Genomic DNA, 26389 nt, shown 5'->3' on the forward strand with positions numbered 1-26389 from the left:
GGAATAATAATATGTCTCGTGTTGCTAAAGCACCTGTCGAAATTCCTGCTGGCGTTACTGTTACGTTATCAGGTCAAGACATTAAAGTTAAAGGTCCTAAGGGCGAACTTTCTCGTACGTTCAACAGCCTAGTTGCACTTTCTCAAGAAGAAAATGTAATTAAGACTGGTGTAGCTGCAGAAAGCAAAGAAGCTTGGGCTCAAGCTGGTACAGCGCGCGCAATTATCAATAATATGGTAGTTGGCGTAGATAAAGGTTTTGAAAAGAAACTAATACTTAACGGTGTTGGTTATCGTGCAAAAGCCGCTGGTAAAGTATTGAACCTATCATTAGGATTCTCTCACCCAGTAGACCACGCAATTCCGGAAGGCGTTACGTGTGAAACTCCAACTCAAACTGAAGTCGTACTGAAAAGTGCTGACAAGCATTTAGTTGGTCAAGTAGCAGCAAACATTCGTGCATATCGTGCACCTGAGCCTTATAAAGGCAAAGGTATTCGTTATGATGACGAAGTTGTTCGCCGTAAAGAAGCTAAGAAGAAGTAGGGTAATACGATGGATAAGAAAACATCTCGTTTACGCCGTGCAAAACGTGCACGCGCAAAAATCAGCGAGTTGGGTGCGAATCGTTTAGTTGTATTCCGTACTCCTCGCCATATTTACGCACAACTTATTGCTCCAACTGGTTCTGAAGTACTTGCAGCTGCATCTACTTTAGATAAAGAAGTTAAAGCACAAGTTGAAAAAACAGGTAACATTGCTGCAGCTGAAGCTGTAGGAAAAACAATCGCAGAACGTGCAAAAGCAAAAGGTGTTGAGTCAGTTGCATTTGATCGTTCAGGTTTCCGTTACCATGGTCGCGTTAAAGCGTTAGCAGAAGCAGCTCGTGAAGCTGGCCTTCAATTCTAGGAGTTGATGATGGCTAATCATAATCAAGAAAACTCACAACAAAGTGATATGGCTGAAAAGCTAATCGCCGTTAACCGCGTTTCAAAAGTGGTTAAAGGTGGTCGTATTTTTAGTTTCACAGCACTAACTGTTGTTGGTGACGGCGCTGGTCGCGTTGGATTCGGATACGGTAAAGCACGTGAAGTGCCAGCTGCAATCCAGAAAGCAATGGAAAAAGCTCGTCGTAACTTAGTAACTGTTGACTTGAAGGGTACTACTCTTCAGCACCCTATCAAGGGCCGTCATTCAGGTTCTAAAGTTTACATGCAACCTGCTTCTGAAGGTACAGGTATCATCGCCGGTGGCGCGATGCGTGCAGTACTAGAAGTTGCTGGCGTACAGAACGTATTGTCAAAAGCATACGGTTCTACTAACCCAATCAACGTTGTCCGTGCAACTATCGGCGCTCTAGCGAACATGAAATCGCCAGAAGCTGTTGCTGCAAAACGTGGCAAAAACGTTGCAGATATCTTGGGGTAATAAAGCATGTCTAAAACAGTTAAAGTAACTCAAGTAAAAAGTTCTATCGGTCGTATTCCGAAGCATAGAGCTACATTGAAAGGTCTTGGTTTACGTCGTATCAACCATACAGTGGAATTAGAAGATACTCCATCTGTACGTGGTATGATTAATCAAGTACATTACATGATTAAGGTGGAGGATTAATAATGCATTTAAATACTTTATCTCCTGCACCAGGTGCTAAGAAAGCCAAGAAACGATGTGGTCGTGGTATTGGTTCAGGCATAGGTAAAACTGGTGGTCGCGGTCACAAAGGTCAGAAGTCTCGTTCTGGCGGTAGTGTACGTCCTGGTTTTGAAGGCGGTCAAATGCCATTGAAACAACGTTTACCTAAATTTGGTTTCACGTCACGTAAATCTTTAGTTCACGCTGAAGTACGTTTACATGAACTAAATAGCATCCAAGGTGATGTTGTCGATATTCATGCGCTTAAAGACGCTAACCTAATCACGCGTAACATTGAAACAGTTAAGATCATGCTTTCTGGCGAGATCACTAAGCCTGTTACAATCCGTGGTATAGGTGTTACTAAAGGTGCTCGTGCAGCTATTGAAGCTGCCGGCGGCAAGATCGAGGAATAATACAGATTATGGCTACACCAGGAATGGATAACAAAGCTCAAGGCGGTTTGTCTGAGCTTAAGCAAAGGTTAATGTTCGTATTCGGCGCACTTATTGTGTTTCGTTTGGGTTCATTTGTGCCAATCCCTGGTATTGACGCCGCTGTATTAGCTCAGTTGTTTGATCAACAAAAGGGCACCATCGTAGAAATGTTTAACATGTTCTCTGGTGGTGCACTTGAGCGAGCCTCAGTATTGGCTTTAGGTATTATGCCGTACATTTCGGCTTCGATTATTATGCAACTATTGACGGTAATACATCCGCCAATGATGGAGCTTAAGAAAGAAGGTGAAGCTGGACGTCGTAAGATTAGCCAATATACGCGCTACGGTACTTTAGTATTAGCAACAGTTCAGTCAATCGCGATTGCTCGCGGTTTACCGGCTATGATGCCAGGCCTTGTTATTAACGAAGGTTTTGGCTTCTATTTCGCAGCAGTTGTATCACTAGTTACAGGAACAATGTTCTTAATGTGGCTGGGTGAACAAATTACAGAGCGAGGTATCGGTAACGGTATTTCTGTTCTTATTTTTGCTGGTATTGTTGCTGGTATGCCATCAGCTGTAGGTCAAACTGCAGAGATGGCGCGTCAAGGTGAGATGCACTTATTAGCATTATTGCTAATTGCAGTTATCGTGTTTGCAGTCACTTTCTTTGTTGTATTTGTTGAACGTGGTCAACGTCGTATTGTCGTTAACTACGCAAAACGTCAACAAGGTCGTAAAGTGTTCGCTGCACAAAGCACGCATTTACCATTAAAAGTGAATATGGCCGGTGTTATTCCTCCAATTTTCGCTTCAAGTATTATCTTGTTCCCTGGCACGCTTGCGAGCTGGTTCGGTCAAGGTGATGGTATGGTTGCTGATTTCCTACAGGAGTTGTCTATTACAATTTCTCCGGGTCAACCGCTGTACGTAATGTTATTAGCTGCGGCAATAATCTTTTTCTGTTTCTTTTACACGGCATTGGTTTTCAATCCGCGTGAAACAGCAGATAACCTTAAAAAGTCTGGTGCATTCATTCCAGGTATTCGCCCGGGTGAACAGACTTCTAAATACATTGATAAAGTGATGACACGTTTAACCCTCGCGGGTGCGTTGTATATTACCTTTATTTGTTTAGTACCTGAGTTTATGATGATAGCTCTCGATGTTCAGTTTTATTTTGGCGGTACGTCATTATTGATCATTGTTGTAGTAATCATGGACTTTATGGCACAAGTACAAACTCATATGATGTCTCATCAATATGATAGTGTACTTAAGAAAGCTAACCTTAAAGGCTACGGTCGATAAGGTTCAACGGAGTAGTAAGATGAAAGTTCGTGCATCCGTAAAAAAGATTTGCCGTAACTGTAAAGTTGTGAAACGTGCTGGTGTTGTTCGTGTAATTTGCAAGACAGACCCTAAGCATAAGCAACGTCAAGGTTAAGTTATAACCTAACAGGTAAAAACTTTTAGGAGTGGTATTATGCAGATTATTCTGTATAATGCCGCTTCGCTTTGCGAAAAAGAGTCGGGTTGAGTATCCTAACGGGCTTTTCAACCTGTGGTTTTTAATTTAAATATAGGAGATGTGTTAGTGGCCCGTATCGCTGGCATTAACATCCCTGATCGTAAGCATGCAGTAATTGCCCTTACTGCGATCTACGGTATCGGTGCAACACGTGCGAAAGCAATTTGTGTAGCAACTGGTATTGCAGAATCAACAAAGATCAGCGAATTAGACGAAGCTCAAATCGATGTGCTTCGTGCAGAAGTGGATAAATACACCGTAGAAGGTGATTTACGCCGTGAAGTTTCAATGAACATCAAGCGTCTGATGGACCTTGGCTGTTTCCGTGGCATACGTCATCGTCGCAGTCTTCCTCTACGTGGTCAACGCACTAAAACAAATGCGCGTACCCGTAAAGGTCCTCGTAAGCCTATTAAAAAGTAACGAGGGATTAGACAATGGCAAAAGCTCCAGTTCGTACGCGTAAACGCGTAAAAAAACAAGTTGCTGATGGCATGGCTCATATCCATGCTTCTTTCAACAACACAATCGTGACTCTTACAGATCGTCAAGGTAATGCTTTATCTTGGGCGACTGCAGGTGGTTCAGGTTTCCGTGGTTCACGTAAATCTACCCCGTTCGCTGCGCAGGTTGCTGCAGAGCGTGCAGGTAAAGCTGCTCAAGAGTTTGGCTTGAAGAATATTGAAGTGTTCGTTAAAGGTCCAGGTCCAGGTCGTGAATCTGCAATCCGTGCCTTAAATGCTGCTGGTTTTAAAATCACCAACATTACTGACGTTACTCCTATTCCTCATAATGGTTGTCGTCCTCCTAAGAAACGTCGCGTTTAATAGGATAGTTGGAGAAAGAAAATGGCAAGATATTTAGGTCCTAAGTTAAAGCTCAGCCGCCGCGAAGGAACAGATTTGTTCCTTAAAAGTGGTGTTAGAGCGATTGACACTAAATGTAAAATCGAAACTATCCCTGGTCAACACGGCGCTCGTCGCGGTCGTTTGTCTGACTATGGTGTTCAGCTTCGTGAAAAACAAAAAGTTCGTCGTATTTACGGTGTGCTTGAAAAACAATTCAGTAACTACTATAAAGCTGCTGCTCGTATTAAAGGCAACACAGGTGAAAACTTGTTACAGCTTTTAGAACAGCGTCTTGACAATGTTGTTTACCGCATGGGATTTGCTAGTACACGTGCAGAAGCTCGTCAACTAGTAAGCCACAAAGCTATCGTGGTAAATGGCGGTGTAGTGAATATTCCATCTTTCAATGTTAAAGCAGAAGATGTGGTTTCAATTCGTGAGAAGTCTAAAACTCAAGCGCGTATAATCGCTGCTTTAGAATTAGCTGAACAACGCGAGAAGCCAGTCTGGGTTGAAGTAGATAACAAGAAAATGGAAGGTGTATTTAAACGCGTTCCAGATCGTTCAGATTTATCTGCCGAAATTAATGAACAGTTGATTGTCGAGCTTTACTCTAAGTAAAGCTGAATTTTAAGAGAGGACATAATGCAGGGTTCTGTAACCGAATTCTTAAGACCACGATTGGTTGGTATCGAAAACGTTAGTACTACACGTGCTAAGGTAACTTTGGAGCCATTAGAACGTGGTTTTGGTCACACTTTAGGTAATGCGTTACGCCGCATTTTACTATCTTCAATGCCAGGTTGTGCTGTAACTGAAGTTGAAATTGATGGTGTATTACACGAGTACAGTAGTAAAGAAGGTGTTCAAGAAGACATCATCGAAATACTGTTGAACCTTAAAGGGCTTGCAGTTGGTTTAGAAGGTAAAAATGAAGCCGTTCTTACCATCACTAAGTCTGGTGAAGGCCCTGTTACGGCTGCTGATATTCAACATGATGGCGATGTAACTATCGCTAATCCTGAGCACATTATCTGTCATTTGACAGGTGATGGGTCAATCAGCATGCGTATCAAGATTGAAATGGGACGTGGTTACGTACCTGCTTCAATTCGTCGCGAAGCCGAAGATGAAGACAGAGCAATTGGCCGTTTATTGGTTGATGCTTCATTCAGTCCTGTTGAAAGAATTGCTTATGATGTAGATTCTGCGCGTGTTGAACAGCGCACGGATTTAGATAAGCTAGTTATTGATATGGAAACTAACGGTACGTTAGACCCTGAAGAAGCAATCCGTCGCGCATCAACTATTCTAGCTGAACAGCTAGATGCATTTGTTGAATTACGTGATGTGACTGAAGTGGAACAAAAAGAAGAGAAACCTCTATTTGATCCAATCTTACTTCGTCCTGTTGATGACTTAGAATTAACTGTTCGTTCAGCGAACTGTTTGAAAGCAGAAGCAATTCAGTATATCGGTGATTTAGTACAGCGTGCAGAAGTTGAACTTCTTAAAACACCTAATTTAGGTAAGAAGTCTTTAACGGAAATCAAAGACGTATTAGCGTCTCGCGGTTTATCTTTAGGTATGCGCCTAGAGAACTGGCCGCCTGAAAGCATTGCTGATAACGACTAAATCGATATCATCGTTAACATATAGTAGAGATAAGGATTAACTTATGCGCCATCGTAAAAGCGGTCGCCAGTTAAACCGTAATAGCAGTCATCGTCAAGCGATGTTCCGCAATATGGCAAGCTCTTTAGTTAAACATGGCGTTATTAAAACGACTGTTGCTAAAGCAAAAGAACTACGTCGCGTAGTTGAGCCATTAATTACATTGGCTAAAACTGACAGTGTTGCAAATCGCCGTTTAGCGTTTGCTCGTACACGTGACCAAGAAGTAGTTGGTATTTTATTTAATGAACTTGGTGAACGTTACCAAGAACGTCCAGGCGGTTACACTCGCATTTTAAAATGTGGTTACCGTACTGGTGATAAAGCACCAATGGCTTATGTTGAGCTAGTAGACCGTCCAGCAGTTGAAGAAGCTGCGGAAGTTGTTGAAGAAGCAAATACAGAAGCTTAATCGTAAAGATTAAAATGTTTAAAAAACGGAGCTCAGGCTCCGTTTTTTTATGCCTGCTTTTTGCATTTTTTTAAATGTTTTCTCTAATCTTAGATATTTTCTCTTCTGAATATCGTCTGATTGATAAGAGAGTTTCTAATTAGGTTATGTAAAGAATTACAATCGCCTGGGATGGTACTAGGTCTAGTGTGGGTAAATTATGATGTTTATTTTTCTACGAGCTTGAACTCAACCTGAAATAATCATATAAACAAATGCATCTTTTTAAAAAGTGAGACAACATGTCATCTCGTAATCCAATTATTGCCGTAACAGGCTCTTCTGGCGCAGGCACCTCGACTACGACAGAATCTTTCGAGCATATCTTCAGGACGTTGGGAATAACCTCTGCCAAAGTCGAAGGGGATAGTTTTCACCGCTTTTCCCGACAAGAAATGGATCTAGAAAAGCGTAAAGCACGAGATGATGGTAAAAATATTAGCTATTTTGGTGATCAAGCTAATGATTTTGATGCCTTAGAAACCTTGTTCAACGATTATTCTGAAACAGGCAAAGGTAAAATGCGCCGTTATCTTCATACATTTGACGAAGCTGTTCCTTATAATCAGATGCCCGGTACTTTTACACCTTGGGAAGACTTAGGTGAAGGAACTGATTTATTATTCTATGAAGGCCTTCATGGAGGTGTTGTTACGGAAAAGAATGATGTTGCTAAACATGTCGATTTACTCATTGGCATGGTACCAATCGTAAACCTTGAGTGGATTCAAAAGATCATAAGAGACACTAATCAAAGAGGTCATAGTCGTGAAGCGGTTACAGCTAGTATTGTACGATCAATGGAAGACTACATTTCATTCATCACACCACAGTTTTCGCGTACACATGTTAATTTTCAGCGGGTTCCTACCGTAGATACATCGAATCCTTTTAGCGCTAAAGCGATCCCGACTCTAGATGAAAGTTTCGTTGTTATTCGATTCAGAGATTCAACAAACGTAGATTTTCCGTATTATTTGAGCATGATTGATGGTGCGTTTATGTCTCGTGTTAATACCTTGGTTGTACCAGGCGGTAAAATGGGTTTAGCTATGGAGTTAATACTAACGCCGTTGATAAGAAATTTAATGAATAAGAAAGCTGAAGCCAACAAGCAAATCGATTGGATGTCCGATCTTTAGTGATTAAAACATGCATTTTTATTAGTTTGCTTTTATTCTCATCTATTGCGATGGGTAAGAGCGCTTTAATAACCAATATTACTAAAACCGAAGTAGGTGATTGGTTTCTTGAGTACCAAAGCGTCGAACCAGTAAAAAGCATACAGCTTGCAATAACACCTGATCGATCACGGGCGTCGCGTTGGCGCCTGACGGACAATCAGTTTTTACTTATCCAGATCAATGGTAGAGACATAATTACTAGAAGGGACAATAAAGCATTCTCTCAAGTGTCATTAAAGCTCACCCCCACGTATATCCATTTACATAAATATTACGCGCCCTTTTCCCCATATTCTAATGGCGGTATGCTCATTCACAGCGCTCGTTTTTTTGCCTGCGCAAATATCTGTAGCGACTATGAAAACAGTTGGTATCTTACGCTGACTGTGCCAGACAGTGACAAAGTGTATCTGCATGGTAAATCATTTACGGGTAAAACAAGCTGGTGGGACAGTAACGATGGCACCAATTTTTATGTCGGCAAACAATTAGGGAAAAAGGAAAAAGGGTATATAAGTGTCATAGATCAGGGCTTACCTTTATTCATCAAAAACAGCTTGGATGATTTCTTTCCTAAAATGATGTCAATGCTTGAACATGATTATGGCAAACTCATCAGCACGCCTATGCTTTTTGCTTCTTTTGGCAAAACCTCTCAATCAAATTACGGTCGACAGGGCGGTGTTCTACCTCATCAAGTTTTTATGCACTGGTATGGAAACATACCAAGTTTGGACAAAAACGATCGTTTCGAAGTGACTTGGTTTTTCGCCCATGAAGCAGCACATTTATATCAAGGACAAATTTCTGCACTTTCAGGAGAAGAAAATGCCTGGTTGCAGGAGGGGCATGCAGAGTATCTTGCCATGTTGTTGGTGCAACAGTTGATGCCAGATAGCGAAAGCCTAACTGCCCGTAAGCTAAATCAAGCCTCGACGCAATGTAAACAAAGTCTAGAAGAAGCAAGATTATCTCAAGCCGCGAAAACGTCTAATTATCAACTGTTTTATCAGTGTGGGTTATTCATTTTTGATTTCATCGCGAAGCACACACAACCAGGATATCAATTATCTGATATATGGCGGGATTTCATTAGCTCATCCAAAGGCGCCAATTTTAATGCGAAACAATCCTTTATGGAGTTAATCAAGAACAGGTTAGTGGAAGAGCGTTATGAGGAACTTGCGCCGTTAGTAAATTGACTGGTAAAACCAAGTGCATAAGTTTCTGCAATACGCCCTATATACTAGTTTGCCCTAATGAAACTATCCATAAAACGAATTGCTTAAATAACTCATTTACAGGCTATGACGCTTTGATTTCGAAATCATGGCTGATCTCCACTGTTTTATTAAGCATCAATGCAACGGAGCAATATTTGTCGGCAGACAAACTGACCGCACGGGCAACTTGTTTTTCATTAACATCACTACCTGTTACAACAAAATGTAAGTGAATTTTTGAAAATAATTTTGGCACAGAATCAACGCGTTCCGCTTCTATTTCTACTTCACATGCGGTGATATTTTGACGTGATTTTTGTAGGATACTGACTACATCTACCGAAGAGCAACCGCCCAGTGACAAGAGAACGTTTTCTAATGGGCTCGGAGCCAGCTTTCCGCCATTGGCATCTAATACAAGAGAGTGACCACTTTCTGAGGTAGCCAGAAACAATTCTTCGCCTACCCATTTTACGTTTGCTTTCATTTATCAGCCTTATTTATCTTTACTTCTAAATAGGCCATTTTAGCGGAGCAATAGCAGGGAGACTAGATCAATTTATGGAAGAGAGTGAATTTCTGTATCAAATAGGTTTTTAATCAAAGTGGCAAACTCAGTAATGAATGCTTGTTGCTTTTTAGTCACTTGGTTGTTTACAACGCCACTAAGGATCTCTTCAAGATCATAAACAATGGAGTCTACTTCTCTTATCACCATGTTTCTTTGGTTGAACGAGAGCAGTTCGTTTTGACCACATAATGTAATTATTTGTTCACTTAACTCTTGCTCAATAATTTCCATTACGGTTTCATCACCCATAGGCATCTCATCTGAATTTTCAAACAAACTCAGGTGCGCCGTTAGGTATTCAATAATATGAATATAACCGTCTGTGTCAGTTACCATAATTTTATGTACTTCTGTGTCCTAGTCGCTTCCTTACTTTACTCTTAATAACTATTTGAATTCAAGTAATACTATAGCCAACACAAATAGCTATATTATATTCAATACGTAAATCATGCTTATACGTCTTTTGAAATAGCACGTTTAATTTCCAATTGTTAATATAAACAAAAAAGCCAACTAAATATCAGTTGGCTTTTGAATTCATTAAGTGGTGCTGGTCATCAAGCCGCGTTTGTACTTTCAAAAATTTTGTCAGCAGATGCTGCAACAAAACCTGAATACAATTCGCCATTGGCTAATGGGTAACGTAAGGCGAATTCGTAGAAACAGCTTGGAATTTCTTTAATGCCATCACTAAACTCTACAGGTGACAAGTCGGCCATGGTTGATGATTGCTCAAGTTTAACTGTTTCATCACCTTTAACTTCACCGCCAACAGTGTTCAATGCAAAACCGCCATCTTTAACCGCGTCATTTACCGCATTTATACATGTATAGTTTTCTAAATGGTTAATGCTTACGGTAAAGTGATTAGCTCTAAAGCCCCAAGCAGAAAGCCAGGCTGCATATTCGCTTTCGGCTAGTAGTGTTTTGTAGTCTTCAAAGCTAATTGACCAATGCTTACCCGAGTACAAGAAGTTTTCTTGCTCTGCGGCTCCTTCATCCATTTGCTCTACAAGTTTAGTGACGATGCTTTGAACTTGTGGTGAGAACTTCTCTACCAATAGTTCGCTGATGAACACCTTCGGTAATGTAGTGTCTTGATGTTCAAAATGCTTAGCATATAAGCATTTTGCTTCGAAATGATATTCACCGCACTCTTTGTAACCCAAGTTTAAAAGGTGTTGAGCCAGCTTATCTAAGTTAACAGATGCAATGTTAAATGTACGGTATGCAACGTGATCATTGATCACATCGGTACCAGAGCCAAGCAGTTGATGTACCTTTTCAGCTGATGGCGTTACTTCTAAATAGTTCTGCCAGATATTTTCAAATAGTGACGTAATTTGTGCTGTCATGGAGTTATCCTAATAAATCAAAAAAAAGAATAAATATAATGAAATCAGCGACTGCGGTATGAACATCCGTAGAATTTTGACGAAAGCAGTTGCTAACTCATCAAAATGGTTAGATTTGGTCGATTTTCTTAAAGAAGCAAGGGCGAATGCCGGCAATGCTTAAACTGTATTTTACTGTCATGTTGGTATTTTAACCAATTTTAGAGTTAATGCTCAACAAGTTTTTTAAGCTGTTGAGCATTATTTTCAACTCTAGATTGATAAGCCAGGGCTTAACGTCTCAGGTAGTGCGACTTTTTCAGCCTCAACTGAAGCAACAGGGTAGGCACAATAATCAGCTGCGTAATAAGCGCTAGCTCTGTGGTTTCCGCTGTCGCCAATACCGCCAAATGGTGCTGCGCCACTAGCGCCTGTGATTTGCTTATTCCAGTTAACAATTCCAGCACGAATACGAGTGAAGAAGTAATCGTAGTCGTCTTTGCTATCAGCTAATAAACCCGCAGATAAACCGAAGCTTGTGTTGTTGGCTTCTTTGATTGCTGCATCAAAGTCATTGTAGCGGAATACTTTTAAAAGAGGACCAAAGTGTTCTTCGTCAGGCATCGCATCAATTGAAGTTACATCAATAATACCAGGAGAAACAAAACCTGTATTTGCCTCTAACTGTTTAAGCTCAACTAAGCTTTTACCACCAAGTTCAATCAATTGTGATTGTGCTGCGACTAAACCTAAAGCGGCTTTTTCTGAAATCATCGAACCGATAAAAGGCTGCTCTTCATCATCGAAGTGGCCAATTTTTATCGCTTTTGTCACTTCAATAAGCTTAGCAATAATGGCATCGCCTTGTGCATCACTTTTTATAAACAAGCGACGAGCACATGTACAACGCTGACCCGTTGTGATAAATGCTGATTGGATTATTTCATGAACTGCGGCATCAACATCGCTCACGTCTTTAACGATTAGTGGGTTATTGCCACCCATTTCTAATGCTAAAATTTTGCCCGGTTGACCGCCAAATTGCTCGTGTAATAATTTACCTGTAGTAGATGAGCCAGTGAAAAATAAACCGTCAATTTGAGGATGACTCGCTAGTGCTTTACCTGTTTCTAATTCACCTTGAACAAGGTTTAGTACACCTTTAGGTAAACCTGCTTTTTCCCAAAGCTTGAAAGTGAATTCAGCCACTTTCGGGGTTAATTCACTTGGCTTAAACACAAGGGTGTTACCTGCAATTAGCGCAGGAACAATGTGACCATTTGGTAAGTGACCAGGGAAATTGTATGGGCCAAATACGGCAACAACACCATGCGGTTTGTGGCGAATAAATGCTTTGGCGCCAGGCATAGGATTTTCAACCGTACCTGTACGCTCATGGTAAGATTTTAGTGATAGGCCTATTTTTCCTATCATTGCACCAGCTTCTGTGCGAGTTTCCCATAATGGCTTGCCGGTTTCTTCTGCAATAGTGCGAGCCATTTCTTCTTTGTTTTCTTCTAGCTGCTTACCAAAAGCTTCGATAACTGAAATACGTTCTTCTAAACTCTGCATAGACCAGCTTGTAAACGCTGAACGAGCAGCGCTGATCGCGTCATCTACTTGTGCTGGCGATGCTGTCTTGCCTTGCCAAATCACACTATTTCGAGCGGGATTTAATGATGTCACTTGGTGACCTAGGCCGGCTAACCATTGGCCGTTTATAAATTGAATTGGTTCAGACATTTATATTATTCCTGTTAAATAATAGGGCTGTATTAACTTGCCACTATACGCACCCAATCACCTTCGGTGACGAGTAATGCTTCTGCGACTTCTTGGCTGATCACGACCTGATTCGCCGTTTCTCGTACTGAAACATCAGCTTGGGTCGCTCTAAAGTCGGCCACTTTTGTGTTGCACACAAAATACCTTTCTTCGCCTGTCACATCACCAATAATTACTTGGTGTTTTTGGCTATTTTGAATGGTACGAATACTGTCTTTGTGCGCTTCTACAGTAGGACCACCATCAAAAATATCAACGTAGCCACGACGCGCAAAACCTTCAGCTTCTAATAATCTTAGTGCAGGTACCGTTTGACTGTGGACTTTATTGATGACTTGCTGAGCGTCTTTGCTTAACAAACTGACATATATTGGGTGTTTGGGCATTAATTCTGCAATAAACACTTTTTTGCCAATGCCTGTTAAATAATCGGCTGTTGGGAAGTCCATTGAGAAAAAATGTTCTTCTAGCCAGTCCCAAAACGGAGAGCGACCACTTTCATCTGAAACACCACGCATTTCGGCGATAACAGTATCCGAAAAACGTTCACTGTGCTCAGCCATAAACATGAAGCGAAAACGTGACAAGAAGCGACCATTATTATTTTTCCGATGAGATTCACCCAAAAATAATGTGCAGATTTCAGATGCACCTGTGTAATCATTGCATAAAGAAAGGGTTTCTACGGTATTGTAAATACCCAACTCTCTTGAATTGTGCACGACTTTACCTAAATGGTAATGATAAAACGCATCATCTAAGCCTACAGCGGCTTCAATGCCACTGGTACCTACCACGGTGTTAGTTTCTGTATCTTCCATCACAAACAAGTAACCTTCATCACCGGGTTTTGTTACGGTTTTATTGAAAGATTCTTGAGCGTGTGAGATACGTTTTTGAAGTAGCTCTTCATTGACTGGCAGTGATGTAAAACCGTGTCCTGATTCTATCGCAATGCGATGTAGAGAATCGTAATCGCTAAGCTGAATAGGGCGTATAATAATCATAGAAAGTTCTCTTTAGCACTAAAAGAAGCTTGCCAATTTAAGCGTTGGCAAGCACAGGCCTAACAATTATTTTGTTAGTTTTGCTACTGCGGCTTCAAAACGAGCTAAACCTTCAGCAATGTCTTCATCAGGAATAACAAGCGAAGGAGCAAAACGAACAATGCTAGCCCCAGCTACTAGAGTCATAACTCCTTCCGCCATTGCTGCATTCAAGAAATCTTTTGCACGACCTTGGTATGCTTCATTTAAGACGGCACCAATTAATAAGCCTTTACCGCGAATCTCTGAAAAAACGTTGTATTTTTCATTGATGGCGTTAAGACCTTTAATGTAAAGTTCGGCTTTTGCTTTTACACCGTCTAGAACCGCTTTGTCATTTACTGTGTTAAATGCTGCTTCTGCAACGGCACATGCTAATGGGTTACCACCATATGTGCTGCCATGAGTACCAATTTTTAAATGCTTAGCAATGTCAGTTGTTGTAATCATCGCACCAATGGGGAAACCACCGCCTAATGCTTTAGCTGTAGTTAAAATGTCAGGTGTAACACCTAAGCCCATATATGCGTATAACTCACCTAAACGGCCAACACCCGTTTGAACTTCATCAAATACTAATAACGCATTGTTTTCATCACATAACTCACGTACGCCTTTCACAAACTCTTCAGTTGGTGAAACAATGCCGCCTTCGCCTTGTAGGGGCTCCATAACAACAGCACAAGTTTTATCAGAGATAAGCGCTTTAACGCTTTCTAGGTTGTTGTATTCAGCATGAACAATATCGCCAGGCTTAGGACCAAAACCGTCAGAATAAGCCGCTTGGCCACCCACTGTAACTGTGAAGAAAGTACGACCGTGGAAGCCTTGTTTAAAGGCGATGATTTGTGATTTGTCAGCACCGTGGTTATCTAATGCCCAACGACGAGCTAATTTAAGTGCTGCTTCGTTTGATTCCGCACCTGAGTTGGCAAAGTACACTTTATCAGCAAACGTATTATCAACCATCGTTTTGGCTAAACGTAATGCAGGTTCGTTAGTCATTACGTTTGAAAGATGCCAGATTTTCTCGCCTTGCTCTTTTAATGCGCCTACTAGTGCAGGGTGACAATGACCTAGACAGTTAACCGCAATACCACCGGCAAAATCGATGAATTCTCTGTCTTCTTGATCCCAAACACGAGAGCCTTTACCGCGTACGGGAATGACTGCTGACGGCGCGTAGTTTGGCACCATTACATCGTTAAATAATTCACGGTTGACAGGAAAATGATTCGACATTTGTTCTTCCTCTTTTATTGGGTCTGTTATCTTTTTTTAAGCAAGACCTTGCTGAAAATAGAGGAATATTATGGCAGAAAAAACTAACTTTGTCTTGTTTGCCTGCTTGCAAAGCCAGATAAAATAACGCTTTACAGTGTTTTATTCATCTTCACTGCATAACTATTTTTGTAACTGCATTGGGAATAATTCTAATGCCCATACACTGAATAGGCACAGAGTTACAGTTGCCCCTTAACAGTGCACTTCATAACTAATCAAAAAAAATTATTTAAAATTGAGCTTAATATGGTCAATATCGCTTTTCTTTAGCAGGGTGATTTCTTCAGCCGTGATTTTACTGATCGATAAAATGGCTTTCGCTTCATCGTTGTTGATCAGCTCTTCTTTAGCTAAGCTTCTGAAAATTACAAAGGCTTTCGCTTTTGTAATAATTTTAGCGATCTCGCACATTTGGCTTTGATCTGTGCTAAATGCAAGGTCAAACATGGGCTCCGTTAGCGGTAAACGATCGAAGCGCATCTGCTCGATGAGGTTAGCTCCAACTTGGAAACTTCTTGAGCTGACATGTTCTAGTAATAATTGAGGTGAACTTTGAATAGCGTGCAAAGCATCATGTAACCTCTTATCCCGATTATTATAAGCTTGCTTACGCTCATCATTGTACAACGCATTAAACTTGGTTATAAAACAATGTGTTACTGCAAGCAGGCCAACGTTCGACAGCATGCCTGCACTAAACGCGCGATACCAATCAATGCCTTGGTTTTCAGCCAATACGCGTGACGCAAGCGCCACAGATAAGCTGTCGTTCCATAACTTGCGTTTCATCAGTGGAAATGGCGATGTTGAAATAGGTAGCCAATGTTTGAGAATGAATGTCGGCACCACCAGCTTTAGGTTTTCTAGGCCGATGTAACTAACAGCTAAACTGGCATCAGTTACCTTTACATCGGCACGCTTTCGGTACTGCGGCTTATTCACCAGCTTAATTAGCTCATCAGCCAACCATGGTAAACTGGTCACAAGCGGCGTGATGCGATTAATCGATGCTGCTTTTAATGATAACAACTCCAAAATAGTAGGTGCAGCGTCTTCTATTCTTAAGAATTTTTGATAAAACGTTTCTTTATTTTCAAATTCAGTATTAAGTTCAGCCGTAACCTTGCTAAAGAACTTAGTCATGACTTGATTACGAAAATGGTTTTCACCATGGGCTTGGATAATTTTGTCTTTCTTTGCTTGTTGTTCTACTGCAAGCAATTCACGGCGGCTGGTCGACTGTTCACTCCCTTGTTCGGTTGTCACGATTATGTCACCGTTTTGGCGTTGCGCAAACTCCTTGCCAATAGCAAGGCTTAATGAGCGTTGGTAAATTTCGTGAACGGTATCGTTTTGTGTAAATAGCTGCATGAATGATTGAAATATAAAGTTAAAGTTTTCGGTTATGTATCGGCAATGGTCATTTAAATATTAGCAAAGTGTTAATCAGTATAATAATTTAAAAAATTATTTAATAACGCATGGCCCTGTTCGGTGAGTATTGATTCGGGATGAAACTGCACACTGGCAATGGCTAAAGTCTTATGCTCAAGCCCCATGATTTCATCAAAAATTCCCTCTTGGTCTGTACTCCATGCCGTTATACTTAGTTCATTGGGTAAAGTATTTTTGTCGACGATTAACGAGTGGTAGCGTGTTACTTCTAGTGGCTCATTTAGCGTTGAAAATAGTCCCTGACCATTGTGCTTAATTATGCTGGTCTTGCCGTGCATCACTTGGTGCGCTTTGGTGACAATAGCGCCAAAATGTTGGGCTATGGCTTGATGCCCTAGACACACACCTAGTAAAGGGATTTTACCTGCAAAGTGTTTAATCACGTCCAAAGAAATGCCCGCCTGATCGGGGTCACAGGGACCAGGGGAAATGACTAAGTACTTCGGGGCCAATTGTTCAATTTCAGCTAAAGTAATTTCATCATTACGAGCGACGACAACTTCTTGCCCTAAGGACTGAAAATAATGAACGAGGTTAAAAGTAAATGAATCGTAATTATCGATCATTAACAACACAAAAACACCTGCTAGTAAGACAATGAAATTTACCGGGCGATCATTTTAATGCTTGTCTGCTCTGAATGACACGAGTTTTTTAAATAAAGTGTTGGTTTATTAATTGATACTTGGGTACTTTCTCGCCGACGCTATTTGTTCTGCTCTAGCATGTGTTTTATACGTTTTACCAGCTCAAGCGCATGGAGATTGTCACCATGAACACAAAAGGTATCCACTTTTATTGGGAGTTCCGCGCCGTGTTCACTTAGTAAATTTTTAGTTTCATTGTAGTGCTTTATTCGCTGGCACACGAGTTTGGCATCGGTTATGACGGCATTTGCTTGCTTTCGATCTACGAGTAAGCCGTTGTCTTGATAATTTCGATCGGCAAAAGCTTCATGCAGCAATGAGATATTATAGCGTTTGGCCACTTGATGATAGCGGCTCATATCAGGCAATGCTTGCAATATGAGTACTAACGAATCATCAAGTTCAGCAATAGCCTGACAGATTGTTTCAAAAATTTCGATACTGCTCATCATATCGTTGTACATAGCACCGTGAGGCTTAACGTATGACACTTGAGTTTTTTGTGCCTTACATAGAGCCTGCAATGCGCCCACTTGATATTGAACAGTGGTCTTGAGCTCAGATTGAGATAGTTTTATGCTGCGTCGACCAAAACCTACTAAATCAGGGTAGCCTGGATGGGCACCAATAGTAACATTGGCATTCACTGCTAGCTCAACGGTATGTGCCATGGTCTCGGGATCTCCTGCATGAAAGCCACAGGCGATATTAGCCAAATCAATGAGTGGCATTATGTGCTCGTCAGCCCCTTTTGACCATTGACCAAAACTTTCACCGAGGTCGCAATTTAGTTTCATGTCATGTCTTCGCTATTTTTGTCATTATAAATGGTCATAAACTTACCCTTTCGATAGTACTATATCGGATGTAGGGATGCAGCTACAGGCAAGTACATAGCTTTGGGCTTTTTCGTCATCAGTTAAGCCATCATTGGAAAGTTGGTTTACTTCCCCACTTTCTAGCTTGACCTTACAGCTACCACACATGCCGCTACGACAGGAGTAGGGTAATATTAGCCCGGCTGACTCACCTTGTTCTAGCAGTGTTTCTTGATTGTTTCCTTTAATGTGTTTATTCCAAGAATCAAATAGAATATTGATTTTTTTGGCTGTTGGCGTTTTGGTTTCTTTAGGTACTTTTTGGCCAAAACTTTCAAAATGAAATTGTTCTTGAGGTAAATCCAAAGACAATAATAGATTTTTTACGGCTTCACGAAACTGCTCTGGACCACAAACCATCACTTCTCTTTCCGTTAGTAGGGGAATATTAGCCAACATTTGCTCTGTGATATGTCCTTGATGATCTTGCCAGTTTGGTTTACATCCGCGCGTTAAGGTGTAACTGACTTGGCATTTACCATGCTGTTTTGCTAATGCACTAATTTCATCTCGGGCAATCAAGTCTTGCTCCGTGCGTGCTGAATGGAAGAAGACAACGTCATTGTTTATCGCTTGATCGGTTAGTGACTTTAATATCGATAACATCGGCGTAATGCCACTGCCAGCAGAAATCAGTAGCAGTTTACTGGCATCGATTGCGCCTAGATGGAAGTCGCCATTGGGCACTCTAGCTTGTAAACTATCACCTTGCTTAAAATGATCGTGAAGAAAATTAGACACTCTGCCACCAAGTACTCTTTTTACAGTCAACGATAAATAGTGCGGTCGAGTTGGTGAAGAGGACAAAGTATAAACCGCGTTGACCATATCACCGTGAATGTCTAGAGTGATTGGGAGATGCTGACCAGCAAGGTAATAAAAATGTTGTTCATCAGGACTGGTTAAGATAAAAGTTTTTACGTCATGGGTTTCTTCTATGATCTTGTGACAAGTCAACGATATTGGGACCATTGAGGTATTTTGTTCAGGTTTTATTTGTGACGCGGCAGCTAATGTGGGCCTATGCTTTTGTCTCCCTCTGGGTTTAAAATGCGGTGCACTACCTGTTTCAAGAACAATAACAGCATCGCCTTTTTTAACTTGTCCCTTGTTTAATGGGATCAGGTTTTGGCCAAACATAACATCACCACTGTCGACCTGACGATATGATTTTAACGTCGTTAACGGCTCTTGTAATGCATGTTTTTCGCCTGTTCTCGGATCAACAGTGGTAAAAATACAACGAGAACAAGGCTTGGTAAGTTCAAATTCAACTTCGCCAATTCTAATGTGTTTCCATTCATCTTCAGCAAACGGCTCGCAATGTTCAATAATCAAGTTAGGTCGAAAATGACTCATGCTGACGGACTGTTCTAATTGTGAGTTTAGATCTCTGAGTGAAGCTTCTGAAATAAGCAATAAAGGATAACCATCTGCAAAAGCAAGCGGATTGTTAGACTTATTTACCTTTCTCTTTGAGCGCTCGCCAAAAAACAGCAAATGGCATGGCATATTTAAATATGCGCTAAACCATTGATCAACTTTTTGATGGCATCGTTGTGCCAATATTGTGTCTCGCCACACAGTAACGTCTTGATATTGCTCAGTGCATTGTTGGTAGTCGATGGTTAATATCGGCATGTCCGGAGCACTAAGCACCAACCCTGAGGCTGTGATATTACACTGAATCAAGCACAGTGTTGGCTGCGTTCTTGCCGTGATAAATTGCCCTTGGGGATTAGAAACAACAAAACGTCGATCAAAGGGTAAGCCAATATTATCAACCCAGCTTGTAGACAGACTAATACCTGCGGATGATTTTATCGGATAGACGCGAATGTCTTGTAAGTTGCAAGCTGGCAAAGTTATGTCCTTGATAATGAGGTTAATTCCTTCTCTTAATCTTGAGCAATTGTGTTTAATAATACAATCATAGAATGATGGCAAATGAATGAAAATATTTAATCAACCATGAGCATGTAGATATTAAAGCAGATTAAAGTCAGGTATATTGGCGCCAATAACGTAGTAGCTTAATGATCTCGCGGAAATTTTATGCATATTCATATCCTTGGTATTTGCGGCACCTTTATGGGCGGTATTGCAGCCATTGCTGCACAATTAGGACATCGTGTTTCGGGTTGTGATGCGAATGTGTATCCCCCAATGAGTACCCAACTTGAAGCATTGGGTATTGAGTTACAGCAAGGGTACTTACCAGAGCATTTAAATGATGAGCCTGACATTGTCATTGTTGGCAATGCCATGTCGCGTGGTAATGCCATGGTTGAATATGTGCTGGATCGCAATATTCCTTACATTTCTGGACCACAGTGGTTACTGGAAAATGTCTTAAAAGATCGCTGGGTGCTTGCGGTTGCCGGTACACACGGTAAAACGACGACCAGCTCTATGCTCACGTGGATCTTAGAGTATGCTCATTTGTCCCCTGGTTATTTAATCGGTGGCGTCCCACAAAATTTTGATGTTTCAGCACGATTAGGAGATGCGCCGTTCTTCGTCATTGAGGCAGACGAATACGACACGGCATTTTTTGATAAGCGCTCTAAATTTGTTCATTACCGTCCACGCACGTTAGTGATCAATAATTTAGAGTTTGACCATGCCGATATTTTTGATGATATCAGCGACATTCAACGTCAGTTTCATCATCTTATTCGTATGGTTCCTAGCAATGGTCTTATTTTATCTCCTTTATCTGAACAGGCGATTGAAGAGACGCTAACAGAAGGTTGTTGGACGCCAACTGAGTTTAGTGTCGATAAGAAGCATACTAGCCAAGGGTGGTATGCAGAAAAGCTTATTGAAGACGGCAGCGAGTTTATTGTGAACTTCAAAGGAACCGAGCAAGGACGAGTTAAATGGGACTTGATTGGAGATTTTAATATCGACAATGGCTTAATGGCGATTGCGGCAGCTAGACATGCGGGCGTTCCTAGCCATATCGCTATAGAAGCGCTTGGCGAGTTTATTAATACTAAGCGTCGATTAGAGCTACGCGGGACAATCAATGACATCAAAGTGTTTGATGATTTTGCCCACCATCCAACCGCAATTAGCAAAACCCTTGATGGGTTACGAGCACATGTTGGTGACGGTAGAATTTTAACGGTATTAGAGCCCCGCTCAAACACCATGAAAAGTGGAATTCATAAAGACAAGTTAGCTTCAGCATTAAGCAAGGCCGATCATATATTTTTATTCCAAGGAGAAAATGTTCACTGGTCGGTAGATGAGCTAGCGGCGCAATGTTCACAGCCTTTTTACAACACGGATGCACTTGACCAGCTGATTGACGAAGTGGCAACGCAAGCAACCGCTGGCGACACTATATTGGTGATGAGTAATGGAGGTTTTGGTGGTTTTCACACTAAACTGCTAGAGCGCCTATCATTAGTATAAGTAACGGAAACCCCGTTTATATTGTTTAACATTAATAGCCAAAAAATATTCGGAGCTTATTGTGGCAGAGCCAGTATTAACAGAATTTAAATCCCCTATAACCATCGCCATCACGGGGGCTTCTGGCTCCGCGTATGCCATGCGGCTGATTGAATGTTTAGTGACGGCTAATCATCAGGTCTTTATTTTATATTCTAGCGCGGCGCGGGTCGTATTCGACACTGAACTTGGTGTTAAAGTCCCCTCATCTCCCGATGCAGCAGCACAATTTTTTAGTGAAAGGTTTTCGGCTAAAGCAGGACAAATCAGTGTTTTTGGTAAAGAACAATGGTTTTCACCGGTGGCATCTGGTTCGGCAGCACCTAAGCAAATGGTGGTCTGCCCTTGCTCTACTGGCACTTTGGCTGCGATCAGCCAAGGCATGAGTGATAATTTGATTGAAAGAGCGGCAGATGTTGTGATTAAAGAGCGTGGCCAACTGATCCTTGTGCCCCGTGAAACGCCTTTTTCTACCATTCATTTACAGAATATGTTGAGCTTATCGCAACTGGGGGCAACGATAATGCCTGCGGCTCCTGGTTTTTATCATAACCCTGAATCCATTAACGACTTAATTGACTTTATGGTCGGTCGCATCCTGGATCATTTATCCATTTCACAAGACATTATGCCGCGCTGGGGATATCAAAAATAAACGCCAAAAGCTGTAACTAAGGCTTTAAGTAAGGCTATTTGGCAGCAAATGATTTTTCAAAATAGGGCGCGAGCCCTTTGTCATTGAACGATTCAAACACTGGATTGACTTGTCTCAGGTAACTTTCCGTCAGCGCGCTTCTGTGGCAAGTGACGCCCAGTGCCGTAACGGCAACAGAGTATGCGGCATCATGGTGCATGTCTACTTGTTGATGTTGGGCAGCCAGTTGAAATTCAAATGAATTATGTATCGCAACTTCAATACGTTTTTTCTTCAACATATCCACTAAACGGCTTAACTCGCTGACTTCTATAATTGTTGCGCGATTAATTGAGTATAAAAAAGGACTGTCGAGCATAGGGCTGCCTTTTAATACCCCGATCAATCGACCATGTAGTTGCACTTCTTCTTGTATAACCGCTTGACTAGGTAAAGTAAACGCATGGTTTTCAAGTTGGGCAAAGGGTACCGAGTGGATCACATTCAAGCTTTTGAACTCGCTTTGCCCTACCACACTTGGAATTACACAAGCAACACGCTTATTCCTAAATTTTCGTTTTCCTCGTTTAATTGATGTCACTGTATATTGGTGTGGAATACCACTTAATTTCGACAGATCTTTGAGCATGAAATCAAGTGCGCCTTTGCTATTGTTTTGAATAAGGTTTTCTTGAGATAAGGCAATCATGCTGAGCACTTGTGGCTCAGCAGCTAAAGAAAAGCTATAGCTATTCATGATAGCCGCAGGAAGGAAAAAAGTAATAAAGCTCAGCAAAGGTTACAACAACTATTTATTTATTCTTATTAAACCGTAGCACAAAATTCATAATTCGCTTATTTCAGGACACATTCATTGAGTTAATAATCATGGTTACTAGTCGCTGTATTTAGTCGTTTTAACCCAACAAAGTACCAATGACATAATTTTTATGGTTTAGTTAGGCCAATTATTTACAACAACAAACTAAAACCTTTACAGGTAGTCGAAATATGTCAAAAAAATTCTCGAAGATTTCTGCTTTATCATTGGCCTTGAGCCTGAGCTTGTCTGCATCGGTATTTGCTGAAAAAGCTAAAGAAGAACAATGGTCTGTCAATGATCCACAAGGACAGTTTAAAACCGCAAGTATTGATGTTACCCAAGGCACATGGATGAATGTCGATATTAGCCCAGACGGCCGTACCGTTGTATTTGACTTGTTGGGTGATCTTTATACGATGCCGATAACTGGTGGTGAAGCTAAGCCTCTAATGACAGATATTGCATGGCAAATGCAACCTAGGTTTAGTCCCGACGGTAAACACATCGCCTTTACTTCAGACGAAGATGGTGGTGATAACCTTTGGATCATGAATGTTGATGGTAGCAATAAAAAAGCGATCACTGATGAAACCTTTCGTTTACTGAACAGCCCTGCGTGGTCTCCTGACGGTAACTATATAGTCGGTCGTAAGCATTACACAGGCTCTCGCTCATTGGGTGCTGGCGAAGTATGGCTATATCATAAAACCGGCGGCCAAGGTGCAATGTTAACCAAGCGCCCTAATCAACAGAAAGACTTAGGTGAGCCGGCTTTTTCTCACGATGGGAAGTATGTTTACTTTTCACAAGATGCAACACCAGGTAAAACGTTCCACTACAGCAAAGACTCTGAAAAGGGTATCTATAAAATTAAGCGACTGACGTTAGAAACCGGTGAAATTGATGTCATTGTTTCAGGTAAAGGTGGCGCTATTCGACCAACTCCTTCACGTGATGGTCGTTACCTAGCCTACATTAGCCGTGATGATTTTCAGCCTAATTTGTACTTGTATGATTTAAAGAGCGGCGAAGAAACGCTTGTTTATGAAGATTTAGATCGCGACATGCAAGAAACATGGGCGATTCATGGTGTGTATCCAACTATGGCCTGGACACCTGATAACAAGAGCATTATTTTTTGGGCTGGCGGTAAAATAAAGCAGTTAGACCTCAAATCTAAAAAAGCTAAAAACATTGAATTCCATGTTAAAACGGACAAAAAAATTCAAACTGCTGTACGTTTCAAGCAAAATTTAGATCAGCCAGTATTTGATGTCAAAATGCTGCGTGATGTGGAAATCTCACCAGACGGCAAAAAAGTGGTCTTCGAAGCAATGGGACACATTTATACTCGCACCTTACCTGACGGAAAGCCACGTCGCCTTACGACACAAAAAAGTAAGTTTGAATACAACCCAAGTTTCTCACGCGATGGCAAAAAAGTGGTCTATGTAAGCTGGGATGACAACGAACTTGGCACAGTCAATGTCGTTTCTAGTCGCGGTGGCTCTGCGAAAGTGATCACAAAGGAGCCCGGTAAATATGTTGAACCAAGCTTCTCTCCTGATGGCAAAACCGTGGTATACCGAAAAATTTCAGGTGGTTATATTACCAATCCTACTTGGGGATTAAACCCTGGCATCTACACGGTTTCGGCAAAAGGCGGTAAATCGTCATTAGTGACTGACAATGGTGTGCAGCCGCACTTCGGTGTTGATAATGATCGTATCTATGTGGTGCGCAGCGGTGAGAAAACACAACTTGCTCGCGTAGATCTAGACGGCAACAACGATAAAACATTATATCAAGGCAAGTTTGCCACAGAGTATAAAGTATCACCTGATGGTGAATTCTTAGCGTTCTCAGAGCGTTTTAAAGTCTTTGTAACGCCTCTAGTTGAGCGTGGTGATGTGATTGATACTGGACCCAGCGCACGTAACTTCCCTGTGAGACAATTATCGGTACGTGCAGGTGAAGGTTTAAGCTGGAACAGTAAATCAAATGAAATTTACTGGAGTCTAGGTGCTGACCTATACCAAGCAAGTGTTGGCGATTTATTTGATATTCAAAATGACAACGCAGCAGATAAAGCCAAAGACGATAGCGCTAAGCCAACACAAACAAACTTAAGCTTCACCAAAAAAGCCGATATGCCATCAGGTACGGTTGCTTTTGTAGGCGGCAAAATTGTGACCATGGAAAAAGGGCAAGTGATCACCAACGGTGTCGTGCTGGTTGAAGGAAACAAAATCAAAGCAGTCGGTAATAAGGCTTCCGTCAATATCCCTAAAAATGCGCATGTCATTGATATTTCTGGTAAATCAATTATGCCAGGGCTAATAGATGCTCATGCTCATGGCCCACAAGGAACGGATGAAATTATTCCGCAGCAGAATTGGAAAAATTATGCTGGTCTGGCCTTAGGTGTAACCACAATCCATGATCCTTCAAACGATACCACAGAGTTCTTTGCTGCTAGTGAAATGCAAAAAGCGGGTGATATTGTTGCTGCGCGATTGTTCTCAACCGGTACTATTTTATACGGTGCAACAGCGGCGGGGTATACCTCACATGTTGACAGTCTAGATGATGCTAAATTCCATATCGAACGCTTGAAAAAGGCCGGTGCATTTAGTGTGAAAAGCTATAACCAACCACGACGTAACCAGCGTCAACAGTTGATTCAAGCAGCACGTGAAGCACAAATGATGGTTGTGCCAGAAGGTGGTTCATTATTACAGCATAATTTAACCATGGTGGTTGATGGTCATACAACGTTAGAACACTCGATATCGACAGAGCGCATTTATGATGATGTTAAACAGCTTTGGTCACAATCGGGTATGGCTTATACACCGACTATGGCCGTTGCCTTTGGCGGTATTGCGGGGGAAAATTTCTGGTATGACACTACAGATGTCTGGAAACACCCACGCCTAAGCAAATATGTACCGAGCGAGTTTTTGGATGCACGTTCTATGCGTCGTCCAAAAGCGCCACATCATCACTATAATCACATCAACGTAGCGACAGTGGCGACAGAGTTGCAAAAACTTGGTGTTAATATCAACTCCGGTGGTCACGGTCAACGTGAGGGTCTAGCGATGCATTGGGAAATGTGGATGATGGCACAAGGTGGTATGACACCTTTAGAGGCGATAAGCACTGCCACTATTTCTCCGGCCGAAACATTAGGTTTAGATGATCAAATAGGCTCAATTAAAACCGGTAAGCTTGCTGACTTAATCGTAATTGATGGAGATATCACACTTGATATTCGCCTAAGTGACAAAGTGACTCATACAATGATTAACGGTCGTTTGTACGATGCCGATACCATGAATGAAATTGGTAACTATGATAATGAGCGTGAAAAATTCTACTTTGAGCAGTAGTCAGTAATAAACAATTATTGTTAATAAATAAGTAAAGCCTGCTATGAGTCACTTGATTCATAGTGGGCTTTTTTATTACGGCTAATTT

Annotated in this window: 28 protein-coding genes; 17 read left to right on the forward strand and 11 right to left on the reverse strand. The window is 41.4% G+C overall.

The features are described from left to right. Positions 1 to 11: 11 nt before the first annotated feature. From rplF to QUE03_RS02675, 14 genes are all read left to right on the forward strand, one after another. Positions 12 to 545 carry a 50S ribosomal protein L6 gene (gene rplF / locus QUE03_RS02610; protein WP_286264802.1) on the forward strand — a complete coding sequence of 178 codons (534 nt, stop codon included), beginning with the start codon at positions 12 to 14 and terminating at the stop codon, positions 543 to 545. Positions 546 to 554: 9 nt separating this feature from the next. After that, positions 555 to 908: a 50S ribosomal protein L18 gene (rplR, locus tag QUE03_RS02615; RefSeq protein ID WP_286264804.1), complete on the forward strand. Its 354-nt coding sequence runs from the start codon at positions 555 to 557 to the stop codon at positions 906 to 908. Between the two features lie 9 nt (positions 909 to 917). Continuing rightward, the gene (gene rpsE, locus QUE03_RS02620) at positions 918 to 1427 is read left to right on the forward strand and encodes a 30S ribosomal protein S5 (RefSeq protein ID WP_286267730.1); all 510 of its coding nucleotides are present in this window, start codon (positions 918 to 920) and stop codon (positions 1425 to 1427) included. A 6-nt stretch (positions 1428 to 1433) separates the two neighbouring features. Then, positions 1434 to 1613 carry a 50S ribosomal protein L30 gene (gene rpmD, locus QUE03_RS02625; RefSeq protein ID WP_286264806.1) on the forward strand — a complete coding sequence of 60 codons (180 nt, stop codon included), beginning with the start codon at positions 1434 to 1436 and terminating at the stop codon, positions 1611 to 1613. A gap of 2 nt (positions 1614 to 1615) precedes the next feature. Continuing rightward, positions 1616 to 2050, forward strand: coding sequence for a 50S ribosomal protein L15 (gene rplO, locus QUE03_RS02630; protein ID WP_286264808.1), 435 nt, complete (start codon positions 1616 to 1618; stop codon positions 2048 to 2050). An 8-nt stretch (positions 2051 to 2058) separates the two neighbouring features. Next, complete coding sequence (gene secY / locus QUE03_RS02635) at positions 2059 to 3384, forward strand: preprotein translocase subunit SecY (protein ID WP_286264810.1); 1326 nt, start codon at positions 2059 to 2061, stop codon at positions 3382 to 3384. 19 nt (positions 3385 to 3403) lie between these two features. Then, positions 3404 to 3520, forward strand: a complete 117-nt coding sequence (gene rpmJ / locus QUE03_RS02640; RefSeq protein WP_074496180.1) for a 50S ribosomal protein L36 — start codon at positions 3404 to 3406, stop codon at positions 3518 to 3520. A 150-nt stretch (positions 3521 to 3670) separates the two neighbouring features. Beyond that, positions 3671 to 4027, forward strand: coding sequence for a 30S ribosomal protein S13 (gene rpsM, locus QUE03_RS02645; RefSeq protein WP_286264812.1), 357 nt, complete (start codon positions 3671 to 3673; stop codon positions 4025 to 4027). A gap of 14 nt (positions 4028 to 4041) precedes the next feature. Continuing rightward, a complete protein-coding gene (gene rpsK, locus QUE03_RS02650; RefSeq protein WP_286264815.1) occupies positions 4042 to 4431 on the forward strand; it encodes a 30S ribosomal protein S11 in 390 nt (129 codons plus the stop codon). 21 nt (positions 4432 to 4452) lie between these two features. Continuing rightward, the gene (gene rpsD, locus QUE03_RS02655; RefSeq protein WP_286264817.1) at positions 4453 to 5073 is read left to right on the forward strand and encodes a 30S ribosomal protein S4; all 621 of its coding nucleotides are present in this window, start codon (positions 4453 to 4455) and stop codon (positions 5071 to 5073) included. Positions 5074 to 5097: 24 nt separating this feature from the next. Continuing rightward, positions 5098 to 6087: a DNA-directed RNA polymerase subunit alpha gene (locus tag QUE03_RS02660; protein WP_286264819.1), complete on the forward strand. Its 990-nt coding sequence runs from the start codon at positions 5098 to 5100 to the stop codon at positions 6085 to 6087. Between the two features lie 43 nt (positions 6088 to 6130). Then, positions 6131 to 6538 carry a 50S ribosomal protein L17 gene (gene rplQ, locus QUE03_RS02665; protein WP_286264821.1) on the forward strand — a complete coding sequence of 136 codons (408 nt, stop codon included), beginning with the start codon at positions 6131 to 6133 and terminating at the stop codon, positions 6536 to 6538. A 281-nt stretch (positions 6539 to 6819) separates the two neighbouring features. Further along, positions 6820 to 7719: a phosphoribulokinase gene (locus QUE03_RS02670; RefSeq protein WP_286264824.1), complete on the forward strand. Its 900-nt coding sequence runs from the start codon at positions 6820 to 6822 to the stop codon at positions 7717 to 7719. A 26-nt stretch (positions 7720 to 7745) separates the two neighbouring features. Beyond that, positions 7746 to 8963: a hypothetical protein gene (locus QUE03_RS02675; RefSeq protein WP_286264826.1), complete on the forward strand. Its 1218-nt coding sequence runs from the start codon at positions 7746 to 7748 to the stop codon at positions 8961 to 8963. Positions 8964 to 9066: 103 nt separating this feature from the next. On the opposite strand, the gene QUE03_RS02680 is transcribed toward QUE03_RS02675, so the two are convergent. The 10 genes from QUE03_RS02680 to QUE03_RS02725 form a co-directional block, all read right to left on the reverse strand. Then, positions 9067 to 9471 carry an OsmC family protein gene (locus QUE03_RS02680; protein ID WP_286264828.1) on the reverse strand — a complete coding sequence of 135 codons (405 nt, stop codon included), beginning with the start codon at positions 9469 to 9471 and terminating at the stop codon, positions 9067 to 9069. Positions 9472 to 9543: 72 nt separating this feature from the next. Next, positions 9544 to 9891 (reverse strand): DUF3802 family protein, encoded by a 348-nt coding sequence (locus tag QUE03_RS02685; RefSeq protein ID WP_286264830.1) that lies wholly within the window; start codon positions 9889 to 9891, stop codon positions 9544 to 9546. A 224-nt stretch (positions 9892 to 10115) separates the two neighbouring features. Further along, positions 10116 to 10913 (reverse strand): DUF1338 domain-containing protein, encoded by a 798-nt coding sequence (locus tag QUE03_RS02690; protein WP_286264832.1) that lies wholly within the window; start codon positions 10911 to 10913, stop codon positions 10116 to 10118. Positions 10914 to 11165: 252 nt separating this feature from the next. Next, entirely contained in the window at positions 11166 to 12635 is a 1470-nt protein-coding gene (gene astD / locus QUE03_RS02695) for a succinylglutamate-semialdehyde dehydrogenase (RefSeq protein WP_286264834.1), read from the reverse strand. A 32-nt stretch (positions 12636 to 12667) separates the two neighbouring features. Further along, positions 12668 to 13684, reverse strand: a complete 1017-nt coding sequence (gene astA, locus QUE03_RS02700; RefSeq protein ID WP_286264836.1) for an arginine N-succinyltransferase — start codon at positions 13682 to 13684, stop codon at positions 12668 to 12670. Between the two features lie 66 nt (positions 13685 to 13750). Then, positions 13751 to 14965, reverse strand: a complete 1215-nt coding sequence (locus QUE03_RS02705; protein WP_286264838.1) for an aspartate aminotransferase family protein — start codon at positions 14963 to 14965, stop codon at positions 13751 to 13753. Positions 14966 to 15232: 267 nt separating this feature from the next. Next, positions 15233 to 16378: an HDOD domain-containing protein gene (locus QUE03_RS02710; protein ID WP_286264840.1), complete on the reverse strand. Its 1146-nt coding sequence runs from the start codon at positions 16376 to 16378 to the stop codon at positions 15233 to 15235. Positions 16379 to 16449: 71 nt separating this feature from the next. Then, the gene (locus QUE03_RS02715; RefSeq protein ID WP_286264842.1) at positions 16450 to 17037 is read right to left on the reverse strand and encodes an anthranilate synthase component II; all 588 of its coding nucleotides are present in this window, start codon (positions 17035 to 17037) and stop codon (positions 16450 to 16452) included. Positions 17038 to 17168: 131 nt separating this feature from the next. Then, complete coding sequence (locus QUE03_RS02720) at positions 17169 to 17906, reverse strand: 5-oxoprolinase subunit PxpA (protein WP_286264844.1); 738 nt, start codon at positions 17904 to 17906, stop codon at positions 17169 to 17171. Between the two features lie 42 nt (positions 17907 to 17948). Then, positions 17949 to 19850, reverse strand: a complete 1902-nt coding sequence (locus QUE03_RS02725; RefSeq protein WP_286264846.1) for a hybrid-cluster NAD(P)-dependent oxidoreductase — start codon at positions 19848 to 19850, stop codon at positions 17949 to 17951. A gap of 192 nt (positions 19851 to 20042) precedes the next feature. Here QUE03_RS02725 and mpl point away from each other — a divergent pair, with 192 nt between their 5' ends. Together mpl and QUE03_RS02735 are read left to right on the forward strand one after the other, a co-directional pair. Continuing rightward, positions 20043 to 21410 (forward strand): UDP-N-acetylmuramate:L-alanyl-gamma-D-glutamyl-meso-diaminopimelate ligase, encoded by a 1368-nt coding sequence (mpl, locus tag QUE03_RS02730; RefSeq protein ID WP_286264849.1) that lies wholly within the window; start codon positions 20043 to 20045, stop codon positions 21408 to 21410. A 61-nt stretch (positions 21411 to 21471) separates the two neighbouring features. Next, entirely contained in the window at positions 21472 to 22104 is a 633-nt protein-coding gene (locus QUE03_RS02735) for a flavin prenyltransferase UbiX (RefSeq protein ID WP_286264851.1), read from the forward strand. Positions 22105 to 22138: 34 nt separating this feature from the next. Here the strand turns inward: QUE03_RS02735 and QUE03_RS02740 are convergent, their stop codons facing one another. Further along, complete coding sequence (locus QUE03_RS02740) at positions 22139 to 22840, reverse strand: type 2 periplasmic-binding domain-containing protein (RefSeq protein WP_286264853.1); 702 nt, start codon at positions 22838 to 22840, stop codon at positions 22139 to 22141. 254 nt (positions 22841 to 23094) lie between these two features. On the opposite strand from QUE03_RS02740, the gene QUE03_RS02745 reads away from it, so the two are divergent. Continuing rightward, positions 23095 to 26301 (forward strand): amidohydrolase family protein, encoded by a 3207-nt coding sequence (locus tag QUE03_RS02745; protein WP_286264855.1) that lies wholly within the window; start codon positions 23095 to 23097, stop codon positions 26299 to 26301. The last annotated feature ends 88 nt before the right edge of the window (positions 26302 to 26389 follow it).

This window comes from Thalassotalea atypica (genome assembly GCF_030295975.1).
GTDB classification, from domain to species: domain Bacteria; phylum Pseudomonadota; class Gammaproteobacteria; order Enterobacterales; family Alteromonadaceae; genus Thalassotalea_F; species Thalassotalea_F atypica.